Genomic DNA, 17,941 nt, shown 5'->3' with positions numbered 1-17,941 from the left:
CCGTCAGCCGACGGTGACTTCGGCGGTCAGTCTGCGGTCGGCGACGCTGTGCGCCGCCTCGACGGTGTAGACACCCTTGACGCGCCGCCAGCCGCCGTCCTCGTCCCAGACCGCGAAGGCGCGGTCGGGCAGCGGGATCTCGGTCTCGGCGCTCTCGCCGGGGCCGGCCTCGACGACCGCGAAGCCGGCCAGCCAGCGGTCCGGGCGCTCCGGTGCGTCCGGGGCGGCGTCCGCCGTCGGCGCCAGATAGATCTGGACGACCTCCCGGCCGGGCCGCTCACCCGCGTTGCGGAGCCGGACCCGCACCGAGTCGGGGGTGGTGTCCAGTGACTCGTACTCCCAGTCGGTGTATCCCAGGCCGTGGCCGAAGGGGTACGCGGGCGCCGCGGCCGGCGTCCGCCAGCCGCGGTACCCGATGAACACGCCCTCGGAGTAGTCGAGTCGGCCGCCCGTCGGGGTGACCGTGGTGACCGGGGCGTCCTCGATCCGGGTCGGCCAGGTGGTGGGGAGTCGCCCGCCCGGTTCGTGCGTGCCGAGCAGCACCTCCGCCAGCGCCGCACCGCCTTCCTGGCCGGGGAACCAGCTCAGCAGCACGGCGGGGACCCGGGTGTGCCACGGCAGCTCCACCGGCGAGCCGGAGTTGACGACCACAACGGTGTGCGGGTTGACCGCGGCGACCCGGGCGACCAGCTCGTCCTGCCGGCCCGGCAGCCGCAGGTCACGGCGGTCGAGACCCTCGGACTCGACGTCCTCGGTGGTGGCGACGACCACAACCGCGGCATCGGCGGCGGCCGCGGCCCGGACCGCCTCCTCGATCTCCGCGTCGGGGTCGAGCTGCGGCTCACGGTGGCCGAGGGTGAAGTGGAGCGCGTCCATGCCCTCCCCCAGTCCGAGGCTGAACGGGACGAACCGCAGGACGACGTCCACCGGCTCCCCCGCCGTCAGCTCCGCGGTCACCTGCCGTTCGACGGGGTGCATGAACGCCTCGAAGGGGTCGTGGCCCTCCGGCGCGCAGCGCTCGTCGAGGAGCACCGCACCGCCGACGGTCAGCCGCAGGTCACCGGTGCCGGCGACGGCGAAGGTGTGCCTGCCGCCGGTCCGCGGGGTGCAGGTGCCGGTCAGCTCGACGGCGGCGAGGTCGTCCCGGGAGACGCCCGCGGGGAAGTGGCCCACCGCCTGCACCTTGCCGTCGAACTGCGGTGCCTCGGCGAGGACCCGGCCGTCGGCGGCGAGATAGCGGGCGCGCAGGGCGAAGCCCTCCCGGGCGTACGGGGTCCGGGTGCGCGGGTCCGCCCCGGGCGCGAAGGTGACCTCGACGTCCTCCGGCAGCGCGGCCCGCAGGCCCTCCAGCGGGGAGACGACGCTGTCGGGGAAGACGGTCGCGGAACCGCCGCCGAGCACCCGGGCGTCGCGTGCGCTCGCCCCGATGACGGCGAGGCTGCGCAGCGCCGTGGCGTCGAGCGGCAGCGCCCGCCGTGCCCCGCCGACGGGCTCGTTGCGCAGCAGGACGAAGCCCCGGCGGGCGACCTCACGGGCCAGCGCCCGGCCGTCGATCCCCTGCGGGACCCCGGCCGGATCGACGGCGGCCGGCACACCCTCCAGGCATCCCGTCCGGGCGGCGAGCAGCAGCACCCGGCGCACCGCGTCGTCCACCTCCGCCTCGGTCACCTCGCCGGCACGGACGGCCGCGGCGAGGGGGGCGCCGTAGACCGTCCGGGGTCCGGGCATCGCCACGTCCAGGCCGCCGCGCAGGGCACGCACGGTGTCGCGGGCCGCCGTCCAGTCGGAGACGTTGCAGCCGTCGAAACCCCATTCCCCGCGCAGGACTTCGTTGACCAGGTAGCGGTGCTCGGTCATCGTCGAGCCGTTGACCTGGTTGTAGGCGGTCATGATGCCCCAGGGGTGGGCGTTGGTGACGATGTGCTCGAAGGGCGCCAGATACAGCTCGCGCAGCGGACGGGGGGCGATGCGGTTGTCGACGGTGAGCCGGTCGGTCTCCGCGTCGTTGCCGACGAAGTGCTTGACGGTCGTGCCGACGCCGCCCTCCTGGACGCCCCGCACATACCCGGCGCCGATCGCGCCGGTGAGCAGCGGGTCTTCCGAATAACACTCGAAGTGCCGGCCGCCGAGCGGTGAGCGGTGCAGATTGACGGTCGGCGCGAGGAGGACGTGCACGCCCTTGCGGCGGGCTTCCTGGGCGAGGAGGTGGCCGGTCCGGCGGGCCAGTTCGGGGTCCCAGGAGGCGGCCAGGGCCGTCGGGCTGGGCAGCGCGACCGAGGGGTCCTCGGCGCTCCAGTCCTGGCCCCGTACGCCGACCGGGCCGTCCGACATCACCAGGGAGCGCAGGCCGATGCCGGGCAGCGCCGGCAGGGTCCACATGTCCTGGCCGGACAGCAGCCGGGCCTTGGCGTCGAGGTCGAGGGCGGCGAGTGCGCGTTCGACGGCCGGGGTGTGGTCGACGCGGGCGGCCCGCTGGGGCTGGTCGTCGGTCATGCGGTCTCCGGTGCTCCTGCGGTTGATGGTCGGGCCCCCTGTCCGGATTCTCGCCCTCCACCTGCCACACGGTAGGCGTCGTTACGTTTCCGATACACCAGCCGTACGGGATCTCCACGCCGGGTTACGCTCGGCCGGTGACGGCACGAGACGAGGACGGCACACCGGACGGTCGGCCGGCGCCGCGGCGCGGCGGGGGCGGGCGGCAGGCCCAGCGCGCCGAGCGGCGGGAGGCCCTCCTGGAAGCGGCCATGGAGCTCATCTCGGAGCGCGGTTACCGCCGTACCTCGCTCGCGGCCGTCGCCGAGCGCGCCGGCCTGACGCAGCAGGGGCTGCTGCACCACTTCCCCACGAAGGAGTCGCTGCTGGTGGCCGTCCTGGAGGCGCGGGACCGCTGGGACCTGGCCGCGGCGCCCGCGGCCTGGCGCACCGACACCCTCACTCAGCTCGTGGACTACAACGCCACCCGGCCCGGCCTCGTGCAGACCTACACCGTGCTGGCGGCAGACAGCGTCACCGAGGAACACCCCGCCCGGGCCTTCTTCGAGTCCCGCTTCCGTGCCGTACGAGGCTCGATGGCCGAGGCGCTGCGGGCCGAGTTCGGCGAGACGCTGCCGGGCGGGCTGACCCCGGAGCAGGCGGCTCCGCTGCTGGTCGCGGTGCTGGACGGGCTGCAGCTGCAGTGGCTGCTGGACCCGGAGGAGATCGACATGTCCACGGCGTTCCGGGACTTCCTCGCCCTGCTGGGAAGCGGGGAGCGGCGGTCCGGCGGGCAGGGCGCGGCCCCGGCCGAGGGCTGAACCGCCGCTCCCGGCGCGCTAACGGACGGGGGTGAGACAGGACGTCGTCGAGCCGTCCGGGCTGTACTCGAGAGCGGCGAGGTAGTCGCCGCTCGCGCAGTGCTGCTCCGGTGCGTCCAGTCTGCGGCTCACCTTGTACTGCGCGTCGGCCGAGCCGCAGTCCACGGTCCGCAGGTCCTGGTCGGGCCAGTCGGCGTCGTTGCGTACGCAGTCCCCGACGGCGAGCGGCTGTGCCGTCCCCTGACCGCCGCCGGTGGTGAGGGGCTCGCTGTGCGAGTCGTCCGCGAACAGGCCGATGACGAAGAGCGCGGTCAGCGCCAGCACGACCAGGGCCAGCGGGACGAGGATCAGCAGCGCGTCGGGGCGGCGCAGCAGCGGCTTGCCCGGATCGAGCGAGGGGCGGAAGCCGCCCACCGGGGCCGCCAGGGCGTGGAAGCGGCTGCGGGGGCCGAGGTTGACCAGCAGGGTGATCGGGGTGATGACCACCGACAGCGGGCTCCACCAGCCCTGCCACAGGGTCTTCGCGGACATCTCCCGGTAGGTGGCCAGCCCGCAGGAGCGGCAGAACACGCCGCTGCGGCTGAGGAACCGCATGACGTAGAGGATGCCCTGATGTCCGCGGACGGTGGCCTGGACGGCCGGCTGGGCACCGCAGAACTGGCAGCCACCGACGCCCGGTTGGGGATGCGGGTGCGGCTGCTGGGGGTATCCGTAGGGGGCCTGGGCGGCCGCCGCCGGGTGTCCCGGCGGGGCGTAGGGGCCGGCGGGCTGCTGGGGGGCGTACGGCCCGGCGGGCTGCTGGGCGTAGGGAGCGACGGGCTGCTGGGGGGCGTAGGGGCCGGCGGGCTGTTGCTGGGCGTACGGGCCGGCGGGGTACTGCGGGGCGTACGGCCCCACCGGGGGCTGCGCGGGTGGCTGGGCGTACGGGTGGGGCCCGTGTGGTGGTGGCGGAGTGGCCACAGAAATTCCCCCTGGTTTTCGTGGAGCGTGCCGGACGCGACGGCGGACCGGACCAGGCACCCTATCCAGCGCCCACTTCCAGCCACTTGGCGCCCTCTACCGCCCCACGGGCCACACCGCTTTACTCACCCTCATGACTCGCACAGCTACCACCTCCGCCGCCGTCGTCCTCGCGCTGCTCGCCGCCGTCGCACCGACCCTGACGACTCCGGCCGCCGCCTCCCCCGGGCCCGGGGCGACGACGCCCACGGTGGAAGAGGGCCGGCTGGCGCTGGCCGCGCCCCAGGAGATCCTGCACCGCAGCGGATTCGACGACGTGCGCACGGAGTTCGGCCGCGGGCTGGCGCACCGGACCACGTACGCGGAGGCCCGGCGCTATGTCGCCGCCGAGGGACAGGCGCTGTGGCGGCGGGCCGTGGACCGGGCGCAGGGGCGCGGCCCGGCCGGCGGTGACCTGAGCCGGGACGACGACCGGCCGCTGTACTGGGCCCGGCTGGAGATGACGAAGGAACTGCGGCAGTGGCAGCCGGACTTCGACCTGTCCGACAGTCAACGCGACGCCCTTCTGGGGTCGTTGGAGCGGACCTCGCGCGGGGAGGACTCGATCGAGTTGCCCGCCGGGAAGCGCGTACTGCGGATCGTGGTGACCGGTTTCGACCCGTTCCAGCTGGACGCCGATCCGCGGCGGAGCAATCCGTCGGGGGCGGCCGCGCTCGCGCTGGACGGGACGACGGTGCGGACCGCCTCGGGGCGGACGGCCCGGATCGAGGCGGCCGTCTTCCCCGTACGGTGGGCCGATTTCGCGGCGGGCACGGTGGAGCGGACGCTGCTGCCGCACTTCCGCCGGGGGCCACGGCAGGTGGACCTGTTCACGACGATCAGCCAGGGGCGGCCCGGGCGGTTCGACGTGGAACGGACCAACGGGGCCTGGCGGGGCGGCTATCCGGACAACGCACGGGAGTCCCGCACCGAAGTCGTACCGATACCCGCCGGGGTGCCGACCGTGACGCCGCAGCCGCAGTGGACGGCCACCAGCCTGCCGTACGCGCGGATCGTGGCGGTCGGCACCGGCCCGTATCCGGTGGTGGACCACACCTCCGTTACGGAGATCCCGGCCGGTGGCACGACGCCGGTCGAACGGCCCGACGGTCCGACTCCCGGGTCGACGGCCCGGGCCGGGGGCGGCGGGGACTATCTGTCGAACGAGATCGCCTATCGGGCGACGCTGCTGCGGGACGCGGTGCGCCGGCCCGAGCTGCCGGGCGGTCATCTGCACACGCCCGTCCTGGAGTTCGGGCCCGGCAACACCGACCCGACGGACGGCCGGGTCACCGATCCCGACTTCGTACGGAACCGGGTCGCGATCACGGAGCAGGTGCGGGCGATCGTGACGGTGGCGGCCGGGGAGGTCTCGTGACGCAGCCAGGCGTGGAAGCGCGGGACGGACGTGCGGAGGAGGTTATCCACAGGCCCGCACGCGGTGGGGGCGGCCCGGGCATCATGGGGGAATGATCATTGCTGCCGCACAGTTCAGTGCCGTACCCGGCGACATCACCGCCAATGCCGCACGGATGGCCACGCTCCTCACCGAGGCCGCCGGGCGCGGCGCGGGCCTGGTGGTGTTCTCCGAACTCGCCCTGACGCACTACGACCTGCGGCTGATAGCGGCCGATCCGGTCGGCATGGCGGTCACGGAGGACGACCCGCGGCTCGCGCCCGTACGGGAGGCGTGCCGGGCGGGCGGGGTCGCGGCGGTGGTGAACGGGGCGGGCCGCCCGCGCGAGGGCGGCAGCCGTCCGACGATCGCGTCGTTCGTGTTCGGGCCGGACGGCGCGCTGCTGACCCGCTACGACAAGATCCATCTGTCCGGGACGGAGAGCGAGCTCTTCGCCCCGGGCAGCGCGGACGGCCGCTTCACCCTGGGCGGCATCCGGTTCGCGCTGGCCACGTGCTTCGACAACGCCTTCCCCGAGGTGCCGGCGCGGGCCGCGGCGGACGGCTGCCGGGTGTACCTCTCCAGCGCGTTCCACGACGCGCCGGAGCGACTGGCGCGCTATGCGGACATGGCGCGGGAGCACGGCCTGCAGGTGCTGCTCGCCAACGGCACCGAGGTCGGTAGCCCCGGTCCGGCGTGCGGGCTCAGCGGGGTGTGGCTGCCGACCGGCGAGCGGGTGGCGGCGGCCGCCGAGTGGACGGCACCGGTGCCGGGCGGCGGCGCGGAGCTGGTGTGCGCCGACGCCCGCGACCGGATCACGCTGATGGCGGACCCACTGGTGGCGGCCGTCCCGGTCAAGGAATGCGGTGAGCCGCTCGTCGACGTACGGACCGCGGCGCCGGGACTGCTGGTGGCCGAGGACCGCACGGATACCTCCGGCGCCTTCGCCCAGCTGCGGGAGGGGGTGCTGCGGCGGCTGCTGACGGCCCAGGAGGCGCTGCCGGACGGGCTGCGGCTGCAGTTCGTCGAGGGCTACCGCCCGCCGTCGCTGCAGCGCCGCTACTTCGAGGAGTACGCCGACGAGCTGCGCGCCGCGCACCCCGGCCGGGACGCCGCGCTGATCCACGACGCCGCCAGCCGCTATGTCTCGCCCCCGGACATCGCACCGCACAGCGCGGGCAGCGCGGTGGACCTCACCCTCGTCACCACGGACGGCGGGCATGTCGACATGGGGACGCCGATCAACGCCTCGCCGGAGGAGAGCGACGGCGCCTGCTACACGTCCGCCCCGGGCCTGACTCCCGCCGCCCGCGCCAACCGCCGGGTGCTCAGCGCCGCGCTGACCGCGGCGGGCCTGGTCAACTACCCGACCGAGTGGTGGCACTGGTCCTACGGCGACCGGTACTGGGCGCTGGCGACGGGCGCCGACCACGCCCTGTACGGCCCGAAGGAGTGCGACGACCGATGACGCCTCCCTCCGCACCACGCTCCCCGCAGCCCGTCCTGCTCGGCGACGCGGAGGTCCGCGCGCGTCTCACCCCGGCGATGGCGACCGCGGCGGTCCGGCACGCACTCCTGGAGCACCGGGCCGGACGGCTGGCCGCGCCGCCCAGGGTGCACGCCGGACTCGGCGGCGGGGAGCTGGTGTTCACCGTCGGCGCGCTGGCCGCCGAGGGGGCGCAGGGGGCACCGGAGGTGCACGGGTTTCGCGCGTACGGCACGGCGGACCGGGCCGGCGAGCAGCTGGTCGCGGTGTGGGACAGCGCGAGCGGGCGGCTGACCGCGGTGGTCCACGGGCAGGAACTCGGGCCGCGCCGGACCGGGGCGATCGGGGCGGTGGCGGTCGAGGCCCTGGCGCGCACGGGCGGCCCGGCGGGCTGCCGGCTCGGGCTGATCGGCACGGGCCCGCAGGGCTGGGCGCAGTTGTGGGCGCTGTCCGCGAGCGCCTCCCACCGGCCGGCGGAGGTCGCGGTGTTCGGACGCCGGCGGGAGCGCGCGGAGCGGTTCGCGGCCCGCGTCCGCGAGGAACTGGGACTGGCCGCCCGGGCGGTGGACTCGGCCCGGGCAGCGGTGCAGGACCGGGAGGTGGTGATCGTCGCGACCAACAGCCCGACGCCCGTACTGGAGGCGGACTGGGTCGCCCCGGGCACCCATCTCAGCACCCTGGGTCCCAAGTCCACCACCCACTACGAGATACCGCCCGAGCTGGCCGGACGGGCAGCGGCCATCGTCACCGACTCCCCCGCCCAGGCCGGGAGTTACGGCACCGACCACCTGCTGGGTCCGGCGCCGCTGACCGCGCTGGGCGCGGTACTGGCCGGCACCACCCCCGGCCGGCGTGGACGCGACGACATCACGCTGTTCTCCTCGGTCGGCCTGGCCGGCACGGAGGTGGCGGTGGCGGCGGCCTTGACGCGGGCCTGAGCGGGGGCCGGGGACCGGGCCGGGGTCAGGGCCCGGACCGGGGCCGAGGTCGGGGACCGGGCCGAGGTCGGGGACCGGACCGGGACCGGGGCTGGGGCCGGGGCCCGGACCGGGGCCGAGGTCGGGGACCGGACCGGGGCCGGGGCCGGGCGACGCCGGACCCGTAACGCGTCGGCAGGACCGAGAGGTACCGCCGGGGCCCGCCGGTACCGCGTCGACGGGAGCCGGGAAGCGCCTCCGGACCCGTACCGCGGCGGCAGACCCGGGCGGTGCCGTCCGGGCCTCAGCCCTGCGGCGGCTCCGGTGCCAGGGCCTCCAGTTCGGCGCGCGTCGGATAGGAGGGCTGGGCACCCGGCTTGGTGACGGCCGCGGCGCCGACCCGTACGGCGAAGCGGGCCGCCTCGGGCAGCGCGTCGCCGCCGGCCAGCCGGGTGGCGAGGGCGCCGGTGAAGGCGTCCCCGGCACCGGTGGTGTCCACGGCCTTGACCCGGACGCCGGGTACCTCGACGGTTCCGGAGGCGTCCAGGGTCAGCGCGCCGTCGCCGCCGAGGGTGATCACGACGGAGCGGGCTCCCTGGTCGTGCAGCGCCCGGGCCCACTCCGCGGGCGTGCCGTCGGCCAGCCCGGACAGCTGCCGCGCCTCGTGCTCGTTGACCACCAACGGGTCCGCCACGGCGAGGAGTTCGGGGGCGAGTGCCGCCTCGGGGGCCGGGGAGGGGTTGAGGACGACCCGGGTGCCGGCCTGCTCGGCGGCCGCGGCCGCCGCCCGTACGGACTCCATGGGGATCTCCAGCTGGAGGGAGACCACCGACGCGGCGGCGATGACCTCCTTCGCCGCCGCCACGTCCTGCGGGGTGAGGGCGGCGTTGGCGCCGGGCGAGACCACGATGCTGTTGTCACCGTCCGGGTCGACGATGATCATCGCCGTGCCGGTACGCGCGGACTCGTCCACGATGACCGGGGAGACATCGGTGCCGGCCTCGCGCTGGGCGCTCAGCAGCAGTTCACCGAACGCGTCGCCGCCGACCCGCGCCAGCAGGGCGGTGCGCCCGCCGATCCGGGCCGCGGCGGCCGCCTGATTGGCGCCCTTGCCGCCGGCCGACTCGACCAGATCCGTACCACGCACGGTCTCCCCCGCGCCGGGCCGCCGTTCGACCCGTACCGTCAGGTCCGCGTTGGCCGAGCCGACCACCAGGACGTCATACATGCGCCGTTCTCCCATGTCCGCGCGGCGCGCTCCGGTATCCGGGCGCCGCTTCACCGTTCGTTCTCATCTGCCGTCTCCTGCGGGGCAGCATCCGCCGTGTCCTCCGTGGTTGCCTGCGTCGTCTCGTCCACGGTTCGCCTTCGTCATCTCCGCCGCGGCGGCACCCGTCGTCCCGCCCGCGGCCGCATACGTCGCATGCCATACGTCGCATGCCACACGTCGCAGGCCATACGACGTACGCCATATGCGCAGTATGCGAGGCGTGCGAGGTGTGCGTCGTTCTCTCCGCGGGCTCACCCGCCGTCGAACTTCGCCGCGTTCCGCGCCGTCACCAGCACCACCGGCACCTTGACCGACTGCGGCAGCTTCTCACCGCGAGCCGCCTTCAGCGCCCAGTCCACGGCCTGTTTGCCGAGGAGTTCCGGCTGCTGGGCGACGGTCGCCGTCAGGGTGCCGCCCCGCACCGCCTTGACGCCGTCCGGTGTGCCGTCGAACGCGACCACCTTGACGTCCTTGCCCGAGCGGCCGCCCAGCGCCTTGGACGCCCCGAGCGCCATCTCGTCATTGGCGGCGAACACCCCGGCGAGGTCGCGGTGCGCCTGCAGCATGTTCGTCATCACGTCCATGCCCTTGGTGCGGTCGAAATCCGCGGGCTGGCGGGCCACGACCTCGATGCCGGGGTACTTCTTGATGCCCTCTTCGAAGCCCTGGCCGCGCTCGCGGGCCGCGGAGGTGCCGGGCTGGCCCTCCAGGAACGCCACCTTCCCCTTACCGCCGAGCGAGTCGGCCAGCGTCTTCGCGGCGAGCCGGCCGCCGGCGACGTTGTCGGAGGCGATCGTCGAGCCGACCTTCCCGCCGTTGACCCCGCGATCGATGGAAATGACGGGCACGTTCGCCCGGTTGGCGACGCCGACGGCCGGTACGGCGGCGTCGGAGTCGACCGGGTTGATGATGGCCGCCTTGACGTTCTGGCTGGTGAACGTCTCCATCTGGTTGATCTGCTGGGTGGGGTCGTTCTGGGCGTCGGTGATGTTGAGGTGCAGTCCGCGGGCGTCCGCCTCGGCCTGGGCGCCCTGCTTGATGCCGACGAAGAACGGGTTGTTCATCGTCGACAGCGCGAGGCCGAGGTCGGTGTTGCCGCCGCGGTCACAACCGGCCAGGCCGAGCACGACGGTCGCCGCCAGCCCCGCCACCAGCGCCACCCTGCCCCTGCTCAGGACGTTCCTCCGCACCGGGCTCATGCGGGCGCGTTCCGTCCCGCGGGCGCTCATCGCGCGCTCCGGCGGCGCAGCGTGTCCAGGAGCACCGCCAGTGCGATGACCAGGCCGGTGGCCACCTGCTGCCAGAACGCCGAGACGCTCAGCAGGTTGAGGCCGTTGCGCAGTACGGCGAGGATCAGCGCGCCGATCAGGGTGCCGGACGCCTTGCCGGAACCACCGGAGAGGCTGGCCCCGCCGATCACCACGGCCGCGATCGCGTCCAGCTCGTAGCCGGTGGCGGCCTGCGGCTGGGCGGAGGTGAGCCGGGCCGCGAGCACGATGCCGGCGACCGCGGCGAAGACGCCGGACAGCGCGTAGATGACCAGCTTGCGGCGCTTGACGTGGATGCCGGAGAGCCGGGCCGCCTCCTCGTTGCCGCCGATCGCGAACATCGCGCGGCCCGCGTACGTACGGGCCAGGACCAGCGCGGCGATCAGCCCCATCGCGATCATGACCAGCACCGGCACCGGCAGCCAGCCGCCGAGGGTGTCACCGAGCCGGCTGACCGAGGCGGGGAACGGCACCGGCGATCCGCCCGAGATGACCAGGGCCAGGCCGCGGCCCACCGACAGCATCGCCAACGTCGCGATGAACGCGGGCAGTTTGCCGTACGCGACGAGCGCGCCGGAGACCAGACCGGCCGCCGCCCCGACCGCGAGCCCGAGCAGTACCGCTGCCCAGACCGGCAGCCCCTGATCGGTGGCCGCCCAGGCGACGACGATGGCGGAGAGCCCGGCGACCGAGCCCACCGACAGATCGATACCGGCCGAGACGATCACGAAGGTGACGCCGAAGGCGAGGATCGCGGTGACCGACGCCTGCACACCGACGTTCAGCAGGTTCTGCCCGTTGAGGAAGTCCCGCGACAGCACCGCCATCACGACCACCAGGGCGATCAGGCCGCCCAGCGGACCGTTCCTGAGGACCGCCCGCGAGAACCACTGCCCGGGGCCGTCCCGGTCCGGTGCTCGTCCCACCGCCGCCGCGGCGGCTCCCGTCTTCACTTCAGCGGACATCGGAGCCCTCCATCGCGCTCTCGTTGGCGTCATTGCTCGTGTGGGTGTCATTGCTCGTGCCGGTGCCGGTGCCGGTGTCCGTGTCGGTGTCGGCGTCCGTGTCCGTGCTCGCCGGGCTGCCGCCCGGAGGCTGGAGTGCCAGCTCCATCACGGCGTCCTGGGTGGCCTCGTCGGCCGACAGCTCACCGGCCAGCCGTCCCTGGGACATCACCAGCACCCGGTCGCTCATGCCGAGCACCTCGGGCAGATCGCTGGAGATCATCAGCACCGCCCGGCCGGACGCCGTCAGTTCGTTGATGAGCTGGTAGATCTCGACCTTGGCGCCGACGTCGATGCCGCGGGTGGGCTCGTCGAGAATCAGCAGCCTGGTGTCCGCCAGCAGCCACTTGCCGATGACGAGCTTCTGCTGGTTGCCGCCGGAGAGCGTACGGGCGGGCTGCGCCAGCCCGCTCATCCGGACCTTCAACTGCTCGGCGACGGCGGCCGCCGAGCGCCGCTGCGCACTGCGGTCGACCAGGCCGCCGCGGGTGTCGCGGTCGAGCCGGGCGAGGGTGAGGTTGTCCTGCAGGGAGGCGTCCAGGACCAGGCCCTGGCCCTTGCGGTCCTCCGGTACGAGGCCGAGCCCGGCCCGCATCGCGGCCCGCACATCGCCGCGGGCCAACTGCTCACCGTCGATCTCGACCGTTCCGGCGTCGTAGCGGTCCACACCGAAGACCGCCCGCGCCACCTCCGTACGGCCCGCGCCGACCAGTCCGGCCAGGCCCACGACCTCACCGGCCCGCACCTCGAAGTCGATGTCCGCGAACACCGGCCCCCCGGCGACCGCCCCGTTGCGCGTCAGCCCCCGGACCCGAAGCAGGGGCACGCCGGGCTCTTCGGGCGCCGCCGGGCGCCGCCGGGGGTACTGCTCGGTGATGTCGCGGCCCACCATGAGGCGGATCAGCTCGTCCTCGTCCGTCGAGGCCGGCACCTCGGCGACGGAACGCCCGTCGCGCAGCACGGTGACCCGGTCGCCGAGGGCGCCGATCTCCTCCAGGTGGTGGGTGATGAAGATGATGCCGACGCCGGCGTCACGCAGCTCGCGGACGATCGTGAAGAGCGTCTCGACCTCCTCGGAGGTGAGCACCGCGGTGCTGAGCGCCTTGGCGATCTCGACCATCTGCAGGCGCGCGATGCCGAGTTCGCCGACCGGGGTGCGCGGCGAGACATCGAGGCGTACGCGTGCCAGCAGCTCGGCGGCGCGGGCGTACATGGTCTTCTTGTCGACGAGGCCGAGGGCGGTGCGCGGCTGCCGGCCGAGGAAGATGTTCTCGGCCACGGTCAGTCCGGGGACGAGGTTGAACTCCTGGTAGATGGTGGCGATCCCGAGGCGCTCCGCGTCCTGCGCGGAGCGGATCTGCACCTCGCGCAGCACCTCGCCCTCGCCCTGGTCCTCGCCCTCGTCCTCGTTCTCCTTCGGGCCCGGCCGGCCGTCGACGAGGATGCGGCCGCCGTCGGGGCGATGGGCGCCGGAAAGCATCTTGATCAGGGTGCTCTTGCCCGCGCCGTTCTCACCGAGCAGCACATGCACCTCGCCGGTGCGCAGGCTCAGATCCACACCGTCGAGCGCGCGGACGCCCGGGAACGACTTGGTCACCCCCTCCACGCGCAGCAGTTCGCGGCCGCCCGGTACGTCGTCGTTGACGCCGGTCATGCGCTGCCCCTCTCTTCTTCGGTGGTGGTGTGCTCGGTGACGGAAGGTTGCTCGGAAGTTGCTCGGAAGGGTGGTTGGAAGGTTGCTCGGAAGGGTGGTTGGAAGAGTGGTCGGAAGGGTGGACGGAAAGCTGCTCCGGAAGGTGCTCGGTTGCGCTGAAGCGGGTGCCGGGCCCGGCCTACTTGTGGGGCCGGTGTGCCAGCTGTCGGTTGGTCCGGGGCCTCGGGTGTCGCGGTGTCGGGCTGTCGGGGTTTCGGGGTTTCGGGGCCGTCGGGCGGGGCTGCCGGGGCCCCGGGTTGCCCGGGCCGGCCAGCTCGTAGCAGCGGACGGGGCGACAGCCCGCTCGACGACGCAGCCGGCGACACGGGCGACGACTCCGCCGGCGGCTCGGCCGGCGACTCAGCTCGGCTGCCCGCTCGGGGGCTCGTTCAGGGCGCGGCCGGTTCGCCACAAGATCGTCGGGCGATCAACCGGGCCGGCAGCAGCACCGACTCAGCGCCCCGGCCCTCGATCCGCTCCAGCAGGGTGTGGACGGCGGCCCGACCCAGTTCGCGGGTGGGCTGCGCGATGGCGGTCAGCGGCGGATCGGTGTGGGCGAACCACGGCCCGTCGTCGTAGACCACCAGCGCCATGTCATCGGGAACCCGTAGGCCGCGCGCCCGGAGTTCGTCCATCGCGCCCAGCGCCATCAGGTTGTCGGTGGCCAGCACCGCGTCCGGCGGCTCGGGGAGGTCGAGGAAATTGCTCATCACCCGACGCCCGCCGGTGGGCTGGAGATCGGGCGTGGCACCTACCCGCTCGTCGGGAAGTGCGATCCCGTGCGCGGCCAGCGCCGTACGGAAGAGGTCGAGGCGCTCGTCGCCGGTGGGGGTGCCGGCGGGCGCCACGATGATCGCGGGGCGACGGCGGCCGAGCGCGGCCAGGTGGGCGGCGAGGTCGGTCAGCGCGGCGCGACCGTCGGCCCGTACGCAGGGGGCGTCGACTCCGGGAACGGTCCGGTCCAGCAGCACCAGCGGCGTCCCCGACGCGACGACCTCGCTGAGCATCGCCGAGCCGGTACCGGCCGAACTGACCAGCAGGCCGTCGATCCGCCGGTCGAGCAGCGTACGGATGTAGTCGTCCTGCTGCTCGGGGCGCTCGCCGGCGTTGCCGATGACCAGGCTGTAGCCGAGGCTGCGGGCGGCGTCCTCGACGGCGTCGGCCAGCTCGGTGAAGAAGGGGTTGGTGAGGTCGCTGATGACCAGGCCGAGCGCGCCGGTGCGGGCGGTGCGCAGCGCGCGGGCGACGTTGTTGGGGCGGTAGCCCAGCTCCCGTACGGCGGCGAGCACCCGCTCACGGGTCTCGGCGACGGGACTGTGGCCGTTGAGTACCCGGGAGACCGTGGCGACGGACACCCCTGCCCGTTCTGCCACATCTTTGATGTTCGCCATGGCGCCGTTGCCGTTCCGTCCGTGGGGTGGCCCTCATCGGGATGTAATCGTTTCCGCGAGAATTGCGTGAGGGCTACGAAATCGATTACACGGCGCTCACGTCAAGACACCGCGAACGTTGCCTACGTCACACCGCACCGCCCCCACCAGAGACACGACCAGCCCGACGAACGGGCACAGCGGCGCGAGCACACGCCCCCGCAGGCACAGACGCAGGCGCATACGCAGGCCAGGCGCAGAGGCAGACGCAGACAGGAAACGGGCGACACCCCGGCGAGCGGACCGTCTCCCCGCGAAGAAGGAAGACCCGCACGAAGAACGAAAACCCGCCGGCGGCAGAAACCCGTCAGGGCGCCCCGGACAGCAGGCAGCAGGCAGCAGGCAGCAGGCAGCAGGGCAAACCGAGGAACACCGAGCCCGGGCACTCCCCCGTTGACCGTTCCGCCGTTACGGCGGACACCGGCCGTGTCCGGACCATGCGGGCCCGACCCGGCGCTTACCGGGCGAACTGCCCCACACAAGCGACGATCGCCACAAGCAGGCCCAGCACCCCGATCACCACCTGCCATCTGTCAGGTGGGGTCCACCGGTCGCTTTCCTGCTCCGTGTTCTGATCGTCCATCGCTCCTCCTCGCTCCTCCGGACAGGCCCCGGAGACCAGGGCCCCCGTCGACGGACCGGCCGACGGAGCTGTGGGGAGGAACGTGGTGAAGCCCCTTAAGAATAGCGCGAGTTGAAGACACGAGGTGAGAATTCCCGGGCACCGGGCACCGGGCACCGGGAAGCCGGACGCCGGGAAGCCGAACGCCGTTCCGGATCCGCGCCACCCGCGACTCGGATCGGCGCGACGGCAAGGCCGGGCACACCGGCCTGCGGGGGCACCACACACCGAGGGCCGCACCCCATGGCGGGATGCGGCCCTAGGACTGACGCGTACGTCAGCGGTGGATCAGGCGACTGTCAGCGGTGGATCAGGCGACGGTCAGCTTGACGTCGATGTTGCCCCGGGTCGCGTTCGAGTACGGGCACACCTGGTGCGCCTTCTCCACGAGGTCCTTGGCGGTGGCCTCATCGACGTTCGGGATCGACGCGGAGATCTCGACCGTGAGGCCGAAACCGCCGTCCGGGGTCTTGCCGATGCCGACCTTCGCGGTCACGCGGGAGCCCGAGACATCGGCGTTCTCCCGGCGGGCGACGACGCTCAGCGCGCCCTGGAAGCAGGCGCTGTAACCGGCCGCGAACAGCTGCTCCGGGTTGGTACCGGCGCCGCTGCCACCCTGCTCCTTGGGCGGGTTGACGACCACGTCGAGCTTGCCGTCGTCGCTGGCGACCCGGCCGTCACGGCCGTTCTCAGCGGTGGCGACGGCGGTGTAGACGACATCGACGGTCTGGATGGACATACGAAATCCTCCTGTAGTTCGCCGCGACTCGCGCCCACGGATCGCGACGGCTTGCCGCCGAGCCTAACGGGCGGGCGCAAGGGTCCGACGAGCGGGCGCGGCAAGCGACGGGCCTCAGCCCTGCCTTCAGACCTCGCCCCTCGGAATTCGGCCGTCAGTCCTCCAGGCTCACGATCATCTTGCCGGTGTTCTCGCCGCGGAGGAGGCCCAGGAAGGCTTCGACGCCGTTCTCGATGCCGGGCACCTTGGTCTCGCTGTACTTGAGCTCGCCGGAGCGGACCCAGGCCGAGACCTCCTCGACGAACTGCGACTGCAGGTTGGCGTGGTCGCTGACCAGGAGGCCCTGGAGGCGCAGGCGCTTGCCGATCACCATGGCGAGGTTGCGCGGCGCGGGGCTCGGCTCCGTCGCGTTGTACATCGAGATCATGCCGCATATGGCGACCCGGCCATGGACCTTGAGGACCGAGATGGCGGCCTCGAGGTGGTCACCGCCGACGTTGTCGAAGTACACGTCGATGCCGTCGGGCGCGGCGTCCTTGAGCTGCTGGGTGACGTCGCCGTTCTTGTAGTTGAACGCGGCGTCGAAGCCGTACTCCTCGACCAGGAGCTTGACCTTCTCGTCGGAACCGGCCGAGCCGATGACCCGGGAGGCGCCCTTGAGCTTGGCGATCTGGCCGACCTCGCTGCCCACCGCGCCGGCCGCGCCGGACACGAAGACGGTGTCGCCCTCCTTGAACAACGCCACCTCCAGCAGGCCCGCGTACGCGGTCAGGCCCGGCATGCCCAGCACGCCGAGGTAGGCGGTGAGGGGGGCGAGCGACGGGTCCGCCTTGGCGACGCGCTTGGCGTCCACGACCGCGTACTCACGCCAGCCGAGGCCGTGCAGGACGTGGTCACCGACGGCTACGGAGTCGTCGCGCGAGGCGATGACCTCACCGACCGCGCCGCCGTCCATCGGCTGGTCGAGCTGGAACGGCGGCACATACGACTTCACGTCGTTCATCCGGCCGCGCATGTACGGGTCGACCGAGAAGTGCTTGTTGCGGACGAGGACCTGGCCCTCGCCGACCTCGGGCACCGCGGCCTCGCGCAGCGCGAAGTCCGCGGGGGTGGGCCAGCCGTGCGGGCGGGCGGTGAGGTGCCATTCGCGGCTGGTCGTGGGCAGTGCGGACATGAGCGCGGTCCTTCCTAATGCTTCAGGTGCTGAAACAATAATGCGCATCGATATTTCATGCTGTCAAGCAATTGGGTACCCTGGTGTCCATGACACCGCGCGCAGACTCCTTGACCGTCGAGGTCGTCGACCTCATCGGCACCGTCGTCGTCCGCTACCACGAGGAGTACGAGCACGCCGCGGCCGAGCACTCCCTCACCGGTGCCCAGGCCCGGGTACTCACTCTCCTCTCCGTCGAGCCGCTACCGATGCGTAAGGTCGCCGAGCGGCTGAAGTGCGAGCCCTCGAACGTCACCGGCATAGTGGATCGCCTGGAGGCCCGCGGCCTGGTCGAGCGCCGCCCCGACCCGGCGGACCGCCGCGTCAAGCTCGCCGCCCCGACGGCCGAGGGCGCGCGCACGGCCGAGGCGCTGCGCACGTCGCTGCACTTCGCGCGCGAGCCCCTCGGCAAGCTGACGGTCGCCGAGCGCACGCTGCTCAAGGAACTGCTGCAGCGGATGCTGGGCGTGGCGCCCGAGTGAGCCGTGCGGGGTGCGCCCGCCGGCCGCCTCCCGCGGGGGAAGGGCGCCGCGGGCACCGGCCCGCGGAATTGGCCCACGATCACCACGGACAGGTGGACCGAGCGAGCGGGCCGGGTGGCGTTCTAATCT

General features: G+C 73.3%; 13 protein-coding genes and 1 pseudogene. 5 read left to right on the top strand and 9 right to left on the bottom strand.

Features of this window, described 5'->3' with window-relative positions:
• Window positions 1-3 precede the first annotated feature (3 nt).
• Window positions 4-2,493, bottom strand: a complete 2,490-nt coding sequence (locus SL103_RS06925) for a beta-glucosidase family protein (RefSeq protein ID WP_069567869.1) — start codon at window positions 2,491-2,493, stop codon at window positions 4-6.
• Between the two features lie 137 nt (window positions 2,494-2,630).
• On the opposite strand from SL103_RS06925, the gene SL103_RS06920 reads away from it, so the two are divergent.
• Window positions 2,631-3,293, top strand: coding sequence for a TetR/AcrR family transcriptional regulator (locus tag SL103_RS06920; RefSeq protein ID WP_244303857.1), 663 nt, complete (start codon window positions 2,631-2,633; stop codon window positions 3,291-3,293).
• A gap of 18 nt (window positions 3,294-3,311) precedes the next feature.
• Here the strand turns inward: SL103_RS06920 and SL103_RS06915 are convergent, their stop codons facing one another.
• Window positions 3,312-4,253 (bottom strand): LppU/SCO3897 family protein, encoded by a 942-nt coding sequence (locus tag SL103_RS06915; protein ID WP_069567867.1) that lies wholly within the window; start codon window positions 4,251-4,253, stop codon window positions 3,312-3,314.
• Between the two features lie 133 nt (window positions 4,254-4,386).
• On the opposite strand from SL103_RS06915, the gene SL103_RS06910 reads away from it, so the two are divergent.
• From SL103_RS06910 to SL103_RS06900, 3 genes are all read left to right on the top strand, one after another.
• Complete coding sequence (locus tag SL103_RS06910) at window positions 4,387-5,670, top strand: pyroglutamyl peptidase (RefSeq protein ID WP_069567866.1); 1,284 nt, start codon at window positions 4,387-4,389, stop codon at window positions 5,668-5,670.
• Window positions 5,671-5,761: 91 nt separating this feature from the next.
• Window positions 5,762-7,156: a nitrilase-related carbon-nitrogen hydrolase gene (locus SL103_RS35770; RefSeq protein WP_079145604.1), complete on the top strand. Its 1,395-nt coding sequence runs from the start codon at window positions 5,762-5,764 to the stop codon at window positions 7,154-7,156.
• Entirely contained in the window at window positions 7,153-8,112 is a 960-nt protein-coding gene (locus tag SL103_RS06900) for an NAD(P)-binding domain-containing protein (protein ID WP_069567865.1), read from the top strand. Before SL103_RS35770 ends, SL103_RS06900 begins: the two co-directional genes overlap by 4 nt.
• A gap of 283 nt (window positions 8,113-8,395) precedes the next feature.
• Here SL103_RS06900 and SL103_RS06895 read toward each other — a convergent pair whose 3' ends face one another.
• The 7 genes and pseudogenes from SL103_RS06895 to SL103_RS06865 form a co-directional block, all read right to left on the bottom strand.
• A complete protein-coding gene (locus tag SL103_RS06895) occupies window positions 8,396-9,319 on the bottom strand; it encodes a ribokinase (RefSeq protein WP_069567864.1) in 924 nt (307 codons plus the stop codon).
• Between the two features lie 293 nt (window positions 9,320-9,612).
• Window positions 9,613-11,594, bottom strand: a pseudogene (locus SL103_RS39375) (ABC transporter permease/substrate-binding protein).
• Window positions 11,584-13,287, bottom strand: coding sequence for a sugar ABC transporter ATP-binding protein (locus SL103_RS06880; RefSeq protein WP_069567861.1), 1,704 nt, complete (start codon window positions 13,285-13,287; stop codon window positions 11,584-11,586). The pseudogene SL103_RS39375 and the gene SL103_RS06880 overlap by 11 nt, the downstream one beginning before the upstream one ends.
• Before the next feature lie 428 nt (window positions 13,288-13,715).
• Complete coding sequence (locus SL103_RS06875) at window positions 13,716-14,717, bottom strand: LacI family DNA-binding transcriptional regulator (RefSeq protein WP_069567860.1); 1,002 nt, start codon at window positions 14,715-14,717, stop codon at window positions 13,716-13,718.
• Window positions 14,718-15,213: 496 nt separating this feature from the next.
• A complete protein-coding gene (locus SL103_RS39180; protein ID WP_279631139.1) occupies window positions 15,214-15,339 on the bottom strand; it encodes a hypothetical protein in 126 nt (41 codons plus the stop codon).
• A 349-nt stretch (window positions 15,340-15,688) separates the two neighbouring features.
• Complete coding sequence (locus SL103_RS06870) at window positions 15,689-16,117, bottom strand: organic hydroperoxide resistance protein (RefSeq protein WP_033268679.1); 429 nt, start codon at window positions 16,115-16,117, stop codon at window positions 15,689-15,691.
• Between the two features lie 154 nt (window positions 16,118-16,271).
• Window positions 16,272-17,291 carry an NADP-dependent oxidoreductase gene (locus SL103_RS06865; RefSeq protein ID WP_069567859.1) on the bottom strand — a complete coding sequence of 340 codons (1,020 nt, stop codon included), beginning with the start codon at window positions 17,289-17,291 and terminating at the stop codon, window positions 16,272-16,274.
• A gap of 89 nt (window positions 17,292-17,380) precedes the next feature.
• Between SL103_RS06865 and SL103_RS06860 the strand changes: the two genes are divergently transcribed.
• Window positions 17,381-17,812 (top strand): MarR family winged helix-turn-helix transcriptional regulator, encoded by a 432-nt coding sequence (locus SL103_RS06860; protein ID WP_069567858.1) that lies wholly within the window; start codon window positions 17,381-17,383, stop codon window positions 17,810-17,812.
• Window positions 17,813-17,941: the final 129 nt, after the last annotated feature.

Source organism: Streptomyces lydicus, from assembly GCF_001729485.1.
In the GTDB taxonomy this organism is placed as follows: Bacteria; Actinomycetota; Actinomycetes; order Streptomycetales; family Streptomycetaceae; genus Streptomyces; species Streptomyces lydicus_D.
Note: the sequence above shows the minus strand (reverse complement) of the source record. Positions and strands in the feature narration are given on the sequence as shown.

What these genes read in the sequence shown, in the direction of transcription:
- SL103_RS06875 (WP_069567860.1), bottom strand. Translation starts at nt 14,717, where the DNA reads ATGGCGAACATCAAAGATGTGGCAGAACGGGCAGGGGTGTCCGTCGCC.
- SL103_RS39180 (WP_279631139.1), bottom strand. Translation starts at nt 15,339, where the DNA reads ATGGACGATCAGAACACGGAGCAGGAAAGCGACCGGTGGACCCCACCT.
- SL103_RS06880 (WP_069567861.1), bottom strand. Translation starts at nt 13,287, where the DNA reads ATGACCGGCGTCAACGACGACGTACCGGGCGGCCGCGAACTGCTGCGC.
- SL103_RS06900 (WP_069567865.1), top strand. Translation starts at nt 7,153, where the DNA reads ATGACGCCTCCCTCCGCACCACGCTCCCCGCAGCCCGTCCTGCTCGGC.
- SL103_RS06860 (WP_069567858.1), top strand. Translation starts at nt 17,381, where the DNA reads ATGACACCGCGCGCAGACTCCTTGACCGTCGAGGTCGTCGACCTCATC.
- SL103_RS06925 (WP_069567869.1), bottom strand. Translation starts at nt 2,493, where the DNA reads ATGACCGACGACCAGCCCCAGCGGGCCGCCCGCGTCGACCACACCCCG.
- SL103_RS35770 (WP_079145604.1), top strand. Translation starts at nt 5,762, where the DNA reads ATGATCATTGCTGCCGCACAGTTCAGTGCCGTACCCGGCGACATCACC.
- SL103_RS06870 (WP_033268679.1), bottom strand. Translation starts at nt 16,117, where the DNA reads ATGTCCATCCAGACCGTCGATGTCGTCTACACCGCCGTCGCCACCGCT.
- SL103_RS06910 (WP_069567866.1), top strand. Translation starts at nt 4,387, where the DNA reads ATGACTCGCACAGCTACCACCTCCGCCGCCGTCGTCCTCGCGCTGCTC.
- SL103_RS06865 (WP_069567859.1), bottom strand. Translation starts at nt 17,291, where the DNA reads ATGTCCGCACTGCCCACGACCAGCCGCGAATGGCACCTCACCGCCCGC.
- SL103_RS06895 (WP_069567864.1), bottom strand. Translation starts at nt 9,319, where the DNA reads ATGTATGACGTCCTGGTGGTCGGCTCGGCCAACGCGGACCTGACGGTA.